The 14,713-nt window shown below is 71.1% G+C and carries 11 protein-coding genes and 1 riboswitch; of the genes, 9 read left to right on the forward strand and 2 right to left on the reverse strand.

Annotation, left to right across the window (positions count from 1 at the left end; translation table 11 throughout):
* Positions 1-12: 12 nt before the first annotated feature.
* Positions 13-1,164 (reverse strand): efflux RND transporter periplasmic adaptor subunit, encoded by a 1,152-nt coding sequence (locus JOD31_RS02050; RefSeq protein WP_204948647.1) that lies wholly within the window; start codon positions 1,162-1,164, stop codon positions 13-15.
* Positions 1,165-1,391: 227 nt separating this feature from the next.
* On the opposite strand from JOD31_RS02050, the gene aptA reads away from it, so the two are divergent.
* From aptA to cobO, 9 genes are all read left to right on the forward strand, one after another.
* On the forward strand, positions 1,392-2,735 hold the full coding sequence (aptA, locus tag JOD31_RS02055) for an omega-aminotransferase AptA (protein ID WP_204948648.1): 1,344 nt from the start codon (positions 1,392-1,394) through the stop codon (positions 2,733-2,735).
* A 1-nt stretch (position 2,736) separates the two neighbouring features.
* A complete protein-coding gene (locus JOD31_RS02060; RefSeq protein ID WP_204948649.1) occupies positions 2,737-3,117 on the forward strand; it encodes a hypothetical protein in 381 nt (126 codons plus the stop codon).
* 19 nt (positions 3,118-3,136) lie between these two features.
* Positions 3,137-4,387: a Zn-dependent hydrolase gene (locus JOD31_RS02065; protein ID WP_204948650.1), complete on the forward strand. Its 1,251-nt coding sequence runs from the start codon at positions 3,137-3,139 to the stop codon at positions 4,385-4,387.
* A 190-nt stretch (positions 4,388-4,577) separates the two neighbouring features.
* Positions 4,578-4,781: riboswitch (cobalamin riboswitch) on the forward strand.
* Between the two features lie 36 nt (positions 4,782-4,817).
* Positions 4,818-5,000: a CbtB domain-containing protein gene (locus JOD31_RS02070; RefSeq protein ID WP_204948651.1), complete on the forward strand. Its 183-nt coding sequence runs from the start codon at positions 4,818-4,820 to the stop codon at positions 4,998-5,000.
* A 13-nt stretch (positions 5,001-5,013) separates the two neighbouring features.
* On the forward strand, positions 5,014-5,766 hold the full coding sequence (locus JOD31_RS02075) for a CbtA family protein (RefSeq protein ID WP_204948652.1): 753 nt from the start codon (positions 5,014-5,016) through the stop codon (positions 5,764-5,766).
* Positions 5,767-5,773: 7 nt separating this feature from the next.
* A complete protein-coding gene (cobU, locus tag JOD31_RS02080; protein ID WP_204948653.1) occupies positions 5,774-6,325 on the forward strand; it encodes a bifunctional adenosylcobinamide kinase/adenosylcobinamide-phosphate guanylyltransferase in 552 nt (183 codons plus the stop codon).
* Positions 6,322-7,362 (forward strand): cobalamin biosynthesis protein CobW, encoded by a 1,041-nt coding sequence (gene cobW / locus JOD31_RS02085; protein ID WP_204948654.1) that lies wholly within the window; start codon positions 6,322-6,324, stop codon positions 7,360-7,362. Before cobU ends, cobW begins: the two co-directional genes overlap by 4 nt.
* Positions 7,363-7,559: 197 nt before the next feature.
* A complete protein-coding gene (cobN, locus tag JOD31_RS02090; protein ID WP_204948655.1) occupies positions 7,560-11,513 on the forward strand; it encodes a cobaltochelatase subunit CobN in 3,954 nt (1,317 codons plus the stop codon).
* A gap of 11 nt (positions 11,514-11,524) precedes the next feature.
* Positions 11,525-12,127 (forward strand): cob(I)yrinic acid a,c-diamide adenosyltransferase, encoded by a 603-nt coding sequence (gene cobO, locus JOD31_RS02095; protein ID WP_204948656.1) that lies wholly within the window; start codon positions 11,525-11,527, stop codon positions 12,125-12,127.
* A gap of 249 nt (positions 12,128-12,376) precedes the next feature.
* On the opposite strand, the gene JOD31_RS02100 is transcribed toward cobO, so the two are convergent.
* The gene (locus JOD31_RS02100) at positions 12,377-14,698 is read right to left on the reverse strand and encodes a N,N-dimethylformamidase beta subunit family domain-containing protein (protein ID WP_204948657.1); all 2,322 of its coding nucleotides are present in this window, start codon (positions 14,696-14,698) and stop codon (positions 12,377-12,379) included.
* Positions 14,699-14,713: the final 15 nt, after the last annotated feature.

Below are 14,713 nucleotides of genomic sequence, written 5' to 3' on the forward strand. Positions count from 1 at the left end.
TCGCGCCCCGCCTTAGCGGGCGGCTTTGACGGGCGCCGCGGCGGCCTGCCGGGCGGGATCGACGACCCGCACCGCTGAGCCGTCCCTCAGGCGCTGCTGGCCGGCCACGACCACCATCTCGTCGCTCGCGACGCCGTCCACGATCTCGACCTCGCCCACGCGGCGCTCGCCGAGCCTCACGGGCGTCTCGACCGCCTTGCCGTCACGCACCCGGTAGACGATGTTTTCGGAGCCGCGCGGCACCAGCGCGCTCTCAGGGATCACCACGACGGATTGGGTCTCGTCCGCCGTCACGTCGATGCGGGCGAACAGGCCGGGCCGCAGCAGACGCTCCCCGTTGTCGAGGCGGGCGCGGACCTTCAACGCGCGACCGTTGACGTCGACCAGCGGATCGATTGCGTAGATCTTCCCCTCGAAGGTCCGGCCGGGATAGGCGTCGACCGACACCGAGACGCCGAGGCCGATCTTCACGTCGGCGAGGCGGGTCTCCGGCACGCGGAAATCGACCTTCAGGGTGTCGATGCTCTCGAGATTGACGATTGGCTGGCCGGCCGGGACATAGGCCCCGATCGAGGCGAGGCGGAAGCCGACGACGCCTTCGAACGGCGCGCGAATCTCGGTCTTGCCGAGCCGCACCTTCACGAGCTCCACCGCCGCCTTGGCGATCGCGCGGTCGGCGATCGCCTGGTCGCGGGCGGTGTCGGTGGCGTAGCCCGATTTCGAGAGCGACTGGGCGCGCTTGTAGTTGGCCTCTGCGAGCGCCAGCCGCGCTTCGAGGTCCTGCAGCTCCGCCATCAGCAGCGTGTCGTCGAATTTGAGGACCGGCGCGTTCGCCGCCACCCGGTCGCCGTCCGTGAAGTTGATCGACACCAGCCGGCCCGGCTGCTCGGCGGCGAGCTGCACCGATTCCTCCGAGACCAGCGAGCCGACGGCGGCGAAGCGGGCGGAAACCGTCTCGGGCTTGGCGGCGACCGCCTCGACGGCGACGCCGGTCGCCTCGGCTTGAACCGGCTTCGCCACGGCGCTGGAGCCGGAACGCCCCGCAGCGGCCGCGACCTTGTCGAAAGCGCCTTGGACGGGCGAGGGCAGCAGATCGTTCAGTCCGCCGTAGGCGCCGGCTCCAATTGCGGCGAGCGCAGCAAGGGCGATGAACGACGTGCGCATGCGATCTCCTGACAACGAACCATAATCCAGCGCGGGCGGCGGCGCCATCGACACGGGTCCCGTCTCATACGCAGACTTTCCGGCCGCCGTGCGGCCGATCACGCGAACGGGAACCGCGCCTGCCGGCTCCGGCGCGGGAGCCATGCCGTCCCGCGCCTTGACCCGGCGGGCGCGGGCGGCCCACCCTGCCGCCGCCCTCGCTTGTCTTCGAGACCGGATCAGCCGTCATGTCCCCGAGTTCCGCCGCCGCATTCGCCCCCGCGGCGACCAACAATCTCGACGCCTTCTGGATGCCGTTCACGGCGAACCGGCAGTTCAAGGACGCGCCGCGTCTGCTCGTGGGCGCCAAGGACATGCATTACACCACCTCGGACGGCCGGCAGGTTCTCGACGGCACCGCCGGGCTCTGGTGCGTCAACGCCGGCCACGCCCGGCCGAAGATCGTCGAGGCGGTGCAGCGGCAGGTGGCGGAGCTCGACTACGCCCCCGCCTTCCAGATGGGTCACCCCAAGGCCTTCGAGTTTGCGAGCCGCCTCACCGCGCTCGCCCCGAAGGGCCTCGACCATGTGTTCTTCACCAACTCCGGCTCGGAGTCGGTCGACACCGCGCTGAAGATCGCCCTCGCCTACCAGAAGGTGCGGGGCGAAGGCGGCCGCTTCCGGCTGATCGGCCGCGAGCGCGGCTATCACGGCGTCGGCTTCGGCGGCATCTCGGTCGGCGGCATCGTCACGAACCGCAAGGCCTTCGGTCCCGGCCTCCCCGGAACAGACCACCTGCGCCACACCTACGACCGCGAGCGCAACGCCTACTCCCGCGGGATTCCGGAGCACGGCGCCGAGCTCGCCGACGACCTCGAGCGCCTTGTGGCGCTGCACGACGCCTCCACCATCGCCGCCGTCATCGTCGAGCCGGTCGCGGGCTCGACCGGCGTTGTGCTGCCGCCCAAGGGCTATCTCGAGCGGCTGCGCGCGCTCTGCGACAAGCACGGCCTGCTGCTGATCTTCGACGAGGTCATCACCGGCTTCGGCCGCCTCGGCGCGCCCTTCGCCGCCGACTGGTTCGGCGTGACGCCGGACATCATGGTGACGGCCAAGGGCATCACCAACGGCGTGGTGCCGATGGGCGCGGTGTTCGTGTCCTCGGCGATCTACGAAGCGTTCATGAACGGCCCGGAGCACGTGATCGAGCTGTTCCACGGCTACACCTACTCGGCGCACCCGCTCGCCTGCGCGGCGGGTCTCGCGACGCTCGACACCTACGCCGAGGAGGGGCTGCTGACCCGCGCGAGCGAGACCGGCGCGCGCTTCGCCGACGCGCTGCATTCGCTGAAGGGCCTGCCGCACGTCATCGACATCCGCAACATCGGCCTCGTCGGCGCGGTGGAGCTCGAGCCCATCCCCGGCCAGCCGACCAAGCGCGCCTTCTCCGCCTTCCTGAAGGCCTACGAGAAGGGGATCATGATCCGCACCACCGGCGACATCATCGCGATGTCGCCGCCGCTGATCATCTCGGAAGCGCAGATCGACGAACTGGTCGGCACGCTCGCCGACGTGCTGCGCACGCTCGACTGAGATGACGCTTCCCAACGGCGCCCCCGCCCCCCGCCCCTCCGACGACCGTCCGCTGAGCCGCGCCGCCTTCTTCGGCTGGGGCCTCGGCTTCATCAGCCTGATCGCGCTCTCGGTGGTCGGCCTCGGCCACAGCCCGCAGATCCGCGGCGCGGCGAACCTGCGCTACGCCATCGTCGTCGTGCTCGTGGCCGCCGCGCTTGGCGCCGCGACCGTCATGCTCGCCCGCTCCGCCTCCGCCACCCGCACGGGCGAGGGGTTCCGCCGCCTCGGCGTCGCCTTCGGCGCGGCGGCGCTCGTCCTCTTCGTCTGGGAGGCGATCGCGGTCGGCCGGGGGCTGTCGCCCTCGCCGGTCGGCATCGTCGCCGCCCTGCTCGGCTACTGATCCTCCGGAGGCGCAACCCATGGCGACGCCCACCACCCACAACCTCGCCGTCGACGGCCGGCGGCTCTGGGACGCGATCCACGAGACGGCCGCCTTCGGCGGGACGCCAAAGGGCGGCGTGCGGCGGTTGACCCTGTCCGACGAAGACCGCCAGGTGCGCAACTGGTTCCGCGCGGCCTGCGAGGCGCTCGGCTGCGCGGTGACGGTGGACGACATGGGCAACATGTTCGCCCGCCGCCCGGGGCGCCGCGACGACCTCGCGCCGATCGCCTTCGGCTCGCATCTCGACACTCAGCCGACCGGCGGCAAGTTCGACGGCGTGCTCGGCGTTCTGGCCGGCCTCGAGGTCCTCCGCACCCTCCACGACGCCGGCTACGAGACCAATGCGCCGCTGGAGCTGGTCAACTGGACCAACGAGGAGGGCTCGCGCTTCGCCCCCGCCATGCTCGCCTCCGGCGTGTTCGCAGGCGCGATCGCGAAGGAGACCGCGCTCAATCAGACCGACCGCGAAGGCGCGACCTTCGGGGCCGAACTCGACCGCATCGGCTACCGTGGCGACGAGCCCTGCGGGGAGCGCGCGTTCTCCGCCTTCTTCGAGCTCCACATCGAGCAGGGGCCGATCCTCCAGGACGAGGACAAGATGGTGGGCGTGGTCGAGGCCGTGCAGGGCATCCGGTGGTACGAGATCACGCTCATCGGCCAGGACGCCCATTCCGGCGCGACGCCGATGCGGCTGCGCCGCGACGCGCTGGTGGGCGCCTCGCGGGTGGTGGCGGCGGTCGATCGCATCGGCCGGGCGCGGCCGGACTGCGTCGGCACCGTCGGCCTGATGGAGGTCAAGCCGAACTCCCGCAACGTCTCGCCCGGCGAAGTCTTCCTCACCGTCGACTTCCGCTCGCCGGACGACGCCAAGGTCGCCGCCATGGAGGCCGACCTCATCGAGGCGGTCGCGGAAATCACGTCGGACCTCGGCCTCGACGGCGCGCCGGTGCGCATCTGGGACCAGCCCGCGACGATCTTCGACGCCGCGTGCGTGGCGGCAGTCGAGGCCGCGGCCGAGGCCTTCGGCCAGGGCTCCCGGCGCATGGTGTCCGGCGCCGGACACGACGCCGCCTATATCGCCCGCGTTGCGCCGACCGCGATGATCTTCGTGCCGTGCAAGGACGGGATCAGCCACAACGAGGCCGAAAGCTCCACGCTGGAGCAATGCGCCGCCGGCGCCCAGGTCCTGCTCGACGCGGCCCTTCGCTACGACCGGAAGTTCGGCTGACAGGGCGTGCGTGCTTCGAGACGCCCGCCTCCGGCGGCCTCCTCAGCATGACGAGGTTTCCGGCCTCTCAGGGCCCCTCATGCTGAGGAGGCGCGGAATGCGCCGTCTCGAAGCACGCACGCCCGTACTGCGCATCCTACGAACGGCGGCTGCGCTTCCCGTTGTCCCGCCCCCCGCCGTCTGCTACGGCTCAGACATTCGCTTCGGCGTCCTTCGGGACCTCTGAGGGAATCCGGTGGGACGCGCCTCGGCGCTTCGAATCCGGAGCTGCCCCCGCAACTGTGAGCGGCGAGCGGCGCGCCAAGGACCAGGGCCACTGGGTTTCGACCTGGGAAGGCCGGCGCGACCGCCGCGACCCGCGAGCCAGGACACCTGCCGGAACCGCGAGCAACCGCCAACGCCCTCGGTGGGAGGGCACATGAGGCCTGTGATGACCGACCTGACCCGCTCCCCGACCCGCGCCGGCGCCCTCTCCGCGGCCCGCGCGCTGCCGATCGTCTGCGCCTTCCTGCTCGGCGTGTTCGTGATCGGCGGGACCGGCTTCGCCCAGATGGCCGCCGCCCACAACGCGGCGCACGACCACAGGCATTCCATCGGCTTCCCCTGCCACTGAGGGAATGACCGAGATGACCCTTTTTCGCACCATCGTCCTTCTCGCGGCGCTGGTGGGCTTCGGCGCGGGCGTCGTCCTGACCGTGGTCCAGCAGTTCGGCACCCAGCCGCTGATCGTGAAGGCGGAAGTCTTCGAGCAGGCCCGCTCCGAGGCCTCGGCGCCGAAGCCCCACGACCATGAACCCTCGGGCGCCCATGACCACCTCGCGGCCTCCGCCGCGGACGTGGCGGCGGCGGAGGCCCACGAGCACGGCGGCGGCGACGAATGGGCGCCCGCCGACGGGGCCGAGCGCTTCCTCTGGACGCTCGCCGCCAACGTCGTCAGCGGCGTCGGCTTCGCGCTTCTGCTGGTGGCCGCGAGCGAGCTCAAGGGCGGCCTGACCTCGTGGCGCGAGGGCCTGTTCTGGGGCCTCGCCGGCTTCGCCGTGTTCACGCTCGCGCCCTCGATCGGCCTGCCGCCGGAGGCGCCCGGCGTCGAAGGAGCGCCGCTGATGGACCGCCAGGTCTGGTGGATCGGCACAGCCGTCGCGACCGCGGCCGGCCTCGCCCTGCTCGCCTACGGCCGCTCGGCCCTAGCTGCGCTCGGCGCGATCGTGCTGATCGCTGCGCCGCACGTGATCGGCGCACCGCAGGCGACCGAGGCGCCGGCCATCCCGCGCGACCTGGAGCACGACTTCGTGGTGGCGGTGACCGTCACCGGCTTCGTGTTCTGGGCGGCGATCGGCGTCCTCGCCGGCGCCCTGCGCGGGCGCTTCGCGGCAGCCTGACGGGCCGATGCCCACCCCCGCGCGCCGCGGGACCGTCACCCTCGTCCTCGGCGGCGCGCGCTCCGGAAAGAGCCGCTTCGCCGAGGGTCTCGCGACGGCGACCGGGCTCGACCTCGTCTATGTCGCGACCGCGCAGGCCTTCGACGACGAGATGCGGGAGCGGATCGCCCGTCACCGCGCCGACCGCGCCGGCGAGGGCTGGCGCACGGTCGAGGCGCCGCTGGCGCTCGCGGGCGTCGTCGCCGCCGAATCAGCGCCCGAGACGGCGCTGCTGGTCGACTGCCTGACGCTGTGGCTGACCAACGTGATGCTGGCGGATCTCGACGTGGAGCGCGAAGTCGACGGCCTGCTCGCGGCGATCGGCGCCGCGCAAGGTCCCGTCGTCCTGGTCTCCAACGAGGTCGGCTACGGCATCGTCCCCGAGAACGCGCTGGCCCGCGCGTTCCGCGACCATCAGGGCCGGCTGAACCAGCGCGTGGCCGCGATCGCGGACCGCGTGACGCTGGTGGCGGCGGGCCTCCCCCTCGATCTCAAGCTCCCGAAGGAGCCGACCTCATGACCGCATCCCACAAGATCCCCGCCACCGTCGTCACCGGCTTCCTCGGCGCGGGCAAGACCACGCTGATCCGCCACCTGCTGCAGAACGCCGGGGGCCGGAAGATCGCGCTGATCGTCAACGAGTTCGGCGACGTCGGGATCGACGGCGACGTGCTGCGCGCCTGCGAAAGCGAGGCCTGCCGCGAGGAGGACATCGTCGAGCTCGCGAACGGCTGCATCTGCTGCACCGTCGCCGACGACTTCATCCCGACCATGGAGAAGATCCTCGCCCGCAACCCGGCGCCGGACCACATCGTGATCGAGACCTCCGGCCTCGCCCTGCCCCAGCCGCTGGTGCGCGCCTTCCGCTGGCCGGAGATCGCGACCCGCGTGACGGTGGACGGCGTGGTGACCGTAGTCGACGGCCCCGCCGTGCGCGACGGCCGCTTCGCGCATGACGAGGAGGCTGTGGCGGCCCAGCGCGCCGCCGACCCCAACGTCGACCACGAAGACCCGATCGAGGAGCTGTTCCAGGACCAGGTGCGTTCGGCCGACCTCATCATCGTGCACAAGGCCGACCGCCTGTCGGAGGCCGAGATCGAAGCCGTGAAGACCAACGTGCTGACGCATTCCAGCGCCGGCGTGCGGGTGGTGTCCGCCGCCAACGGCGACCTGCAGGCCGACGTGCTGCTGGGCCTCGCGTCGGGCGTCGAGGACAAGATCGACGCCCGCCCCACGACCCATGAGCTCGAGGGCGAGGTGCAGCACGACCACGACGACTTCGAGAGCTTCATCGCCGAGACGCCGGAGGCCGCGGACGCGGGCGAGCTCGAGGCGCGGGTGCGCCGCGTGCTCGAGGCGCACGAGGTGCTGCGGCTCAAGGGCTTCGTGCCGGTGGCTGGCAAGACCGCGCGGCTCGTGGTGCAGGCGGTCGGAACAAGGGTCGACACCTATTTCGACCGCGCCTGGAAGCCCGGCGAGGCGCGGCGGGGCCGGCTCGTGGTGATCGGCGAGAAGGGCGTGGACCAGGCCGCGATCGCGCAGGCGCTCGCGGGGTGAACTAAGACAGCCTCTCCGCGGAAAGGCTCTGGCGTCATCCCCCGGCTTGTCCGGGGGATCCACCGTCGGCTTCGGACCCCTCCGGCGACGGTTTGCAATCGTCGGGCCTGGATGCCCCGGATAAACCGGGGCATGACGAGCGTCTACCGTTCCAGACCCTGCCCGACCGGTGCTTTGCACCAAGGACATCAAAGCGCATGCACCTTCTGAAGGCCCAGGGACAGCCGATCGGCGACGGGACGGAGGCGGTCGATCTCGACCTGACGCCGGCCGACGTCGTGATCGTCTCCGCGGCCGACACGGAGATCGCAGGCCTCGCCCGCGCGCATGCTGCGTTCGGGGCGGGCGCGCCGTCGCTGCGGCTCGCGAGCCTGCAGAAGCTGCGCCACAACATGTCGGTCGACCTCTTCCTCGAGAAGACGGTCGCGCGCTCCAAGCTGCTCGTGCTGCGGCTGCTCGGCGGCGCCGCCTACTGGCCCTACGGGGTCGAGGAGGCGGTCCGCATGGCGCGGCGCCATGGCGTCAAGCTCGCCGTCATGCCGGGTTGCCACAACGCCGACCCCGACCTCGTGGCGCGCTCCACCGTGCCCGCGGACGAAGCCGACCGGCTGTGGCGGCTGCTGGTGGAGGGCGGTCCGGCGAACCTCGCGACAGCGCTCGACGCCTGCCGCGCCTGGGTCGACGGAGCGCATGTCGGCGCCGAGGCGATCGCGACGCCCGCCGCGGGCCTCTATTGGCCGGGCCTGGCCGCGCCGGACCTAGACGCCATAGTCGCGCGGTGGGCCGACGGCGCGCCTGCGGCGCCGATCGTGTTCTACCGCGCGCAGTACCAGGCAGGCGACGTCGCCGCGATCGACGCGCTCATCGCGGCGCTCGTCAGCCGTGGCCTCGGTCCCCTGCCGATCTTCGTTTCCTCGCTGAAGGAGGCCGCGGCCGCCGCCTTCGTGCGCGAGACCTTCGCGGCGGTCCGCCCCGCCGTGGTGCTGAACACGACGGTGTTCGCGGTGTCGAAGCCCGGCGCGGTCTGGGCCGCGACGCCGCTCGACTCGGCGGACGCGCCCGTGCTGCAGGTCGCGCTCGCCGCCATGGACCGCGCGACCTGGGAGGCCTCCCCCCGAGGCTTGAGCGCGCGCGACCTCGCCATGGGCGTGGCGCTGCCGGAGATCGACGGCCGAATCTTCACCCGCGCCATCGCCTTCAAGACCGCAGGCCGCGTCGACGCCGCGACCGAGACCGAGATCGTCGCCTTCGAGGCCGCGGAGGACCGCGTGGCCTTCGTGGCGGACCTTGCTGCCAACTGGGCGCGGCTGCGGACCACGCCGCGGGCTGACCGCCGGGTCGCGCTGATCCTCGCCAATTATCCCACAGGCGCGGCGCGCCTCGCCAACGGCGTCGGCCTCGACACGCCCCAGAGCACGGCCGTGATGCTCGACGCCCTGCGCTCCGCCGGCTACGCTGCAGACGGCGCGCCGGAGACCGGCGCCGCGGTTGTGGAGGCGATGACGGCGGCGCTGACGACCTCGATCGCGCCGGCCGCCGCCGCGCACCTCTCCCTCGCCGCCTACACGCGCTTCCTTGAGGCCCTCCCCGCAGCGGCCCAGGGCAAGATGCTCGACCGCTGGGGCCTGCCCGAGAGCGACCCGACCTTCGACGCGCAAGCCGGCGGCTTCCGTCTCGCGGTTCGCACCTATGGCGCCCTCGTCCTCGGCGTGCAGCCCTCGCGCGGCTTCGACGTCGATCCGAAGGCCGCACACCACGATCCCGACCTGCCGCCGCCGCACGGCCATCTCGCGTTCTATGTCTGGCTGCGCGAGGTCTTCGGCGTTCACGCCATCGTTCACGTCGGCAAGCACGGCAATCTGGAGTGGCTTCCGGGAAAATCGCTGGCGCTGAGCGATACCTGCTACCCCGAGATCGCGCTCGGCCCCCTGCCCCACGTCTACCCCTTCATCGTCAACGACCCCGGCGAGGGCGCCGCCGCCAAGCGCCGGGCGGCGGCCGTCATCGTCGACCACCTCACGCCGCCGCTGGCGCGCGCGGAGGGAACCGCTGATCTGCGCGAGGTCGAGACGCTGGTGGACGAGTACGCCGAGGCGCAGGGGCTAGACCCGCGCCGGGCGGCGAGCCTCGCCAGGGAGATCCTGACCCGCGCGGCGAGCCTCGGGCTCGACCGCGATTGCGGCTTCTCGATCGCCGACGACCCCGATGACGCCCTGACCAAGCTCGACGCCTTCCTGTGCGAGGTGAAGGAGCTTCAGGTCCGCAACGGCCTGCACGTGTTCGGCCGCTCGCCGACAGGCGCGAAGCGCGCGGAGCTGCTGGTGGCGCTGGTGCGCTCCCCCCGCGGTGCGCGGCCGGAGGACGCCTCGCTGACGCGGGCGCTCGCCGGCGATCTCGGGCTCGACGGCTTCGACCCGCTCAAACCCGATTTCGCCGCGCCCTGGACCGGCCCCCGGCCCGCGGCGCTGGCTGAAGTGTCCGACGAGCCCTGGCGCACCGCGGGCGACACGGTGGAGCGGCTCGAGCGCCTGGCGTTGCGGCTGGCGGAGACGGGCGCGGGGATCCCTCCTCGCGCCGAAGGCGTGGGGAGGGTGGCGCCGCCGGAGGCGGCGTCGGGTGGGGTCCGCGACGTAGAGGGCCATCCCGATGCCGACCCCACCCGACCCGGCTTCGCCGGGCCACCCTCCCCTGTCCCAGGGGAGGGATCACGCGCCGTCCTTCGCGAACTCGCGACCGTCGTCGCCCCGCGGGTGGACGTCTCCGGCGCGGCCGAGATCGACGGCCTGTTGCGCGCGCTCGACGGGCGTTTCGTGGCGCCCGGGCCGTCCGGCGCGCCGACGCGCGCGCGGCTCGACGCTCTCCCCACGGGCCGCAACTTCTTCGCGCTCGATCCGCGCTCGGCGCCGACCGAAGCCGCGTGGCGGCTGGGGCGGACGGCGGCCGACGTGCTGTGCCGCCGGCATTTCCAGGACCATGGCGAGTGGCCGCGGCGGCTTGCGATCTCCGCCTGGGGCACCGCCAACATGCGCACCGGCGGCGACGACATCGCCCAGGCGCTTGCGCTGATGGGCGTAGCGCCGCAGTGGGAGGCGGGCTCGTCGCGCGTGGTGGGGCTGGTTCCTCTCCCCCTGGCCGAGCTTCAACGCCCGCGCGTGGACGTGCTGTTCCGCATCTCCGGCTTCTTTCGCGACGCTTTCCCGTTCCAGATCGACCTGATCGACGAGGCCGTGCGCCTCGTCGGCGCGCTGGACGAGGACGACGAGGCCAATCCGATCGGCGCCCGCCTGCGCGCCGAGACCGAGGCCGGCCGGGCCGGCCACAGCGTGTTCGGCGCGGCGCCCGGCGCCTATGGAACGGGCCTCGCGCCGCTGCTCGACGCCGGCGCCTGGGAGACCCGCGCGGACCTCGCCGAGGCCTATCTCACATCGAGCGGCTTCGCCTACGCCCAGGGCGTCGAGGGAACCGCGGCCCGGGCGGAGCTCAACGCGATCGCGCTGGGGGTCGACGGCGTGGTGCAGACGCAGGACGCCCGCGAGTTCGACCTGCTCGACAGCGACGACGTCCACGAGTTCGCCGGCGGCCTGTCCGCGGCGGTGGAGACGCTGAAGGGCGCAGCGCCTGCGATCTACCACCTCGACACATCCCGCACCGAGACGCCGGTCGTCCGCTCGCTGAAGGAGGAGATCGCGCTGGTGGTGCGGGCGCGGGCGACGAACCCGAAGTGGATCGACGCCATGCGCGAGCACGGCCACAAAGGCGCGGCCGAGATGCTCGCGACCGTGACGAACCTCTCAGGCTTCGCCGCCACCACCGACGCCGTCGGCTCGCACCAGTTCGACGCCCTCTACGGCGCCTATCTCGGCGACGAGGCGGTGCGCGGCTTCATCGCGGACGCGAACCCCGCGGCGCTCGCCGCCATGGCCCGCGCTTTCCTGGAGGCGGAGCGCCGAGGCTTCTGGCGGCCGACCCGCAACAGCGCGATGGCGCAGCTGGAGACGCTGGCGATCCCTCCCCTGGGACGGGAGACGGGGGACGGCGAAGCCGGCCGGGTAGGATCCTCCGCCGGACAGCGCCCCACGTCGAAGACCCCACCCGACCTCGGCCTGACGGCCGAGACCACCCTCCCCGCGCTGGCGCGCGAGGAGGGATAAAGGAGAGCCCGATGACCGAAGATCTCGCCCGCCACGCCGAGAAGATGAAGAAGCGCAAGGAGCATCAGGACAAGATCGTCTCCGAGCGGCAGGTCGAAAAAGGGCTGCTGATCGTCCACACCGGCAAGGGCAAGGGCAAGTCCACCGCCGCCTTCGGCATGGCGATGCGCGCCATCGCCCACGGCCAGAAGGTCGGCGTGGTGCAGTTCATCAAGGGCCCGTGGGAGAGCGGGGAGCGCGACCTGCTGCGCAAGTTCCCGGATCAGGTCGAGGTCCACGCCATGGGCGAAGGCTTCACCTGGGAAACGCAGGACCGGGAGCGTGACATCCGCGCCGCGCAGGAGGCGTGGGAGATGTCGAAGCGCTTCATCGAAGACCCGTCGATCAAGATGGTCATCCTCGACGAGCTCAACATCGTGCTGCGCTACGACTACCTCGACTTGAGGGAGGTGCTCGCCGCCATCGCCGCGCGGCCCGAGGGCTGCCATGTGGTGGTCACCGGCCGCAACGCCAAGGACGAGATGATCGAGATCGCCGACCTCGTCACCGAGATGACCCAGATCAAGCACCCCTTCCGGGATGGCGTGAAAGCGCAGGCGGGGGTCGAGTTTTAAGGTCTGAACCGGGGACGCAGAACGACGCCGGCGTTCTGCGTTGACGCGATGCCCCCCGCCGTCATTCCGGGCGAAGTCCCGGAATCCATAACGCCGCCGGCGCAGGACAATCTCGAACGGCGGGCTTATGGGCCCCGGGACACGCCCGGGGCGACCGCGGAGCGTGGACGCCTGTCGCGTTCACCTGACGCGAAAAAGCAGGGAGCCTGAGCCGATCGTGCGATCGCATCCGCTCCGCGGCGCCCGCCCTCACTTCCACTGTTTCTCCTCGTTCACCCAGAACGATCCCGGCAGCAGTCCCGGCTTGATGAAGGCGTCGACCAGATTGCCCAGCAGCTTCGAGATGTTGTTGTCGAAGCCGTTGATCGGCAGCGCCTGGCAGAAGGCGATCGAGCCGGTGCTGAACACGGCGCCGTTGTTGGGCGTCGGGAAATACACGAGGTCGGCGCGCAGCCGGTAGTCCTGCGAGCCGGCGAGGCCCGGGTAGGGATAGAGGATCTCCTCGATCGACAGCATGTAGTTGTCGCTGTGGCCGCCCGAGGAGGCGATGATCTTGGCGTGCGGCGGCGTGCCGAGAGTGAGGTCGTAGCGGTCGAGCTCAAGGCCTGCTGCGCCGCCGTAGGCGAGGCCGAAGTCGCCGATGATCTCGCCCTCGATGCCGTTGAACATCCAGTCGACCGTGCGGTGGTAGCTGTCCGGCATCCGGCGGAACGGCCGGCTGGTCTCGAAGCCTTCGCCGATGAAGCCGACGCCGAAGGTCTTCTGCGGCGGACGGCCGAGGTTCTTCCAGAGGCCGCTCTTCTGGCCGGTGGTCGCGAGATAGTGCTCGCCCGGCCGCGCCTGCCAGGCGCGCATGCCAGAGTCGAGCTTGCGCACCTCCATCACCCACGGCTCCTCATTCCGGAACGCCACGTTCCAATAGAAGCCGTTGCCGCCCATGTAGATGAAGCGCCCGCCGCCGGCGACGTAGTCCTCCATCGCGTCCAGCATGGGCTCGGAGGTGTATTCGGGGTGCGAGCCGGTCAGCACGCAGGCGTAGGGCTCGATCGCGGCCAGACCCTCGCGGTGCAGGTCCTCGTCGGTGACGACGTCGTAGTCGTAGCCCTTGGTCTCCAGCCAGGCGAGGATCGACAGGTCTGCGGGAAACGCCCAGGTGACGCCCATGCTCGACATGCGCGCCTTGGGCCGCATGTTCAGGATCGGACGGCGGTAGGAGGTGTAGCAGACGCCGTTGCCGTCGGCCCAGCTGTCGTAGGTCGAGAAGCCGAACTCCCAGTTCTTGTACATCTCGATGTCGATTTCGGTGACGATCGGCGGCTGCCCCGTCATCGGCTGAATGATCTGGGCGTCGAAGCTCAGATGCTCGTTGGCGTAGGCGAGATAGGTCGCGGTCGGGAACAGCAGCGCGACCTTGCCCTTCGGCGTCTTCGGCCGGACGAAGAACACGACGTACTCTTCCGCGAGGCCCGTGCCCGGCCCCGCCCTCAGGCGGATCGCGTAGCAACCGCTCTTGAGATCGTCCGGCAGGCGGATGGTGCGCGTCTTCTCCCAGTTCGAGTCCACCACCTGGTCGTAGTGGAACTCGACCCCGCCGTACTCCTCGGGGGCCAGACGGAAGCAGTCGTTGCGGCCGTTCCAGTTCCAGCCGGTCTGGGCGCGCACTGGGCGGTTGAAGCCGAGCGCGTTCAGCCTGTGCGGGCCGGCGTCGATCACGACGTCGCCGATCCCCTGGTCGGTGTAGCCCGCGGTCGTGTCCCAATAGGCGACGAGGCCGTCCGGCTTCGGCGGCTTGCCGTCGCGGATCTCGTCCAGCTCGGCGCGGGTCAGGGCGCGGCCGTAGACGCCGGGACGGTCGATCTTGCCGCAGTAGGTCTCGGAGACGAAGGCGCCGCGGGTCTCGTGGAAGTCCTGCGAACCGGCGATCAGGAACGGCGTTTCGGCGAGATGTTTCGGCCGGAAACGGAAGGTCTCGGTGACGTGGCTGCGGTACTCGATCGGGCAGACCTTGCCGAGCAGGCTGTTGTACCGGTTGGCGACGCTTTCCTGATAGATCTCCGTCCGGCCGGTCTTCGGATCGTAGCTGACGGCGACGAAGTACCACATCTTCACCAGCAGCGGGGCCTCCGCCTGGATGTAGTCGACCTCGCTCCCCTGCCCCACCCAGAATTCCAGATGGCCGCGCTGGTTGATGCCGAGCGAGTAGCCGAAGTTGCGGTCGTTGTTCCAGCGCGCCAGCAGGCACTGCCGCAGGCCCGCGTCCGGGATGCCGGGAAAGATGAAGGCGAACAGCGTGATCGGCCCGTCGAGCGCGAGCACGTTGGTCGGATCGTCCACCTTCAGGTAGGAGCCGACCTGGGTGTACTGCTTCCGCACGGCCCAGGGACCATCCGCCTCGCAGGCCACCTCCTCCTCGATGAAGCCCGGTCCGTCCGGATGCTCGTCGCCGTGGATCAGGCGCACGAGCTTGGCGTCCGCCGTCTCCACGCCGTCGGCCGAGACGTGGATGTCGACGGTCTCGCCCGGCTTCACCGAGATCTTGTCGGCGTAGCCGAACAGTTTCACCTGGGCCATATCATGCTCCGAAAC

Origin of the sequence: Methylopila capsulata (assembly GCF_016907975.1) — a bacterium.
Taxonomy (GTDB): Bacteria; Pseudomonadota; Alphaproteobacteria; order Rhizobiales; family Methylopilaceae; genus Methylopila; species Methylopila capsulata.

Coding starts and splice junctions, on each gene's coding strand:
- JOD31_RS02050 (WP_204948647.1), bottom strand. CDS start 1,164: ATGCGCACGTCGTTCATCGCCCTTGCTGCGCTCGCCGCAATTGGAGCC.
- aptA (WP_204948648.1), top strand. CDS start 1,392: ATGTCCCCGAGTTCCGCCGCCGCATTCGCCCCCGCGGCGACCAACAAT.
- JOD31_RS02060 (WP_204948649.1), top strand. CDS start 2,737: ATGACGCTTCCCAACGGCGCCCCCGCCCCCCGCCCCTCCGACGACCGT.
- JOD31_RS02065 (WP_204948650.1), top strand. CDS start 3,137: ATGGCGACGCCCACCACCCACAACCTCGCCGTCGACGGCCGGCGGCTC.
- JOD31_RS02070 (WP_204948651.1), top strand. CDS start 4,818: ATGACCGACCTGACCCGCTCCCCGACCCGCGCCGGCGCCCTCTCCGCG.
- JOD31_RS02075 (WP_204948652.1), top strand. CDS start 5,014: ATGACCCTTTTTCGCACCATCGTCCTTCTCGCGGCGCTGGTGGGCTTC.
- cobU (WP_204948653.1), top strand. CDS start 5,774: ATGCCCACCCCCGCGCGCCGCGGGACCGTCACCCTCGTCCTCGGCGGC.
- cobW (WP_204948654.1), top strand. CDS start 6,322: ATGACCGCATCCCACAAGATCCCCGCCACCGTCGTCACCGGCTTCCTC.
- cobN (WP_204948655.1), top strand. CDS start 7,560: ATGCACCTTCTGAAGGCCCAGGGACAGCCGATCGGCGACGGGACGGAG.
- cobO (WP_204948656.1), top strand. CDS start 11,525: ATGACCGAAGATCTCGCCCGCCACGCCGAGAAGATGAAGAAGCGCAAG.
- JOD31_RS02100 (WP_204948657.1), bottom strand. CDS start 14,698: ATGGCCCAGGTGAAACTGTTCGGCTACGCCGACAAGATCTCGGTGAAG.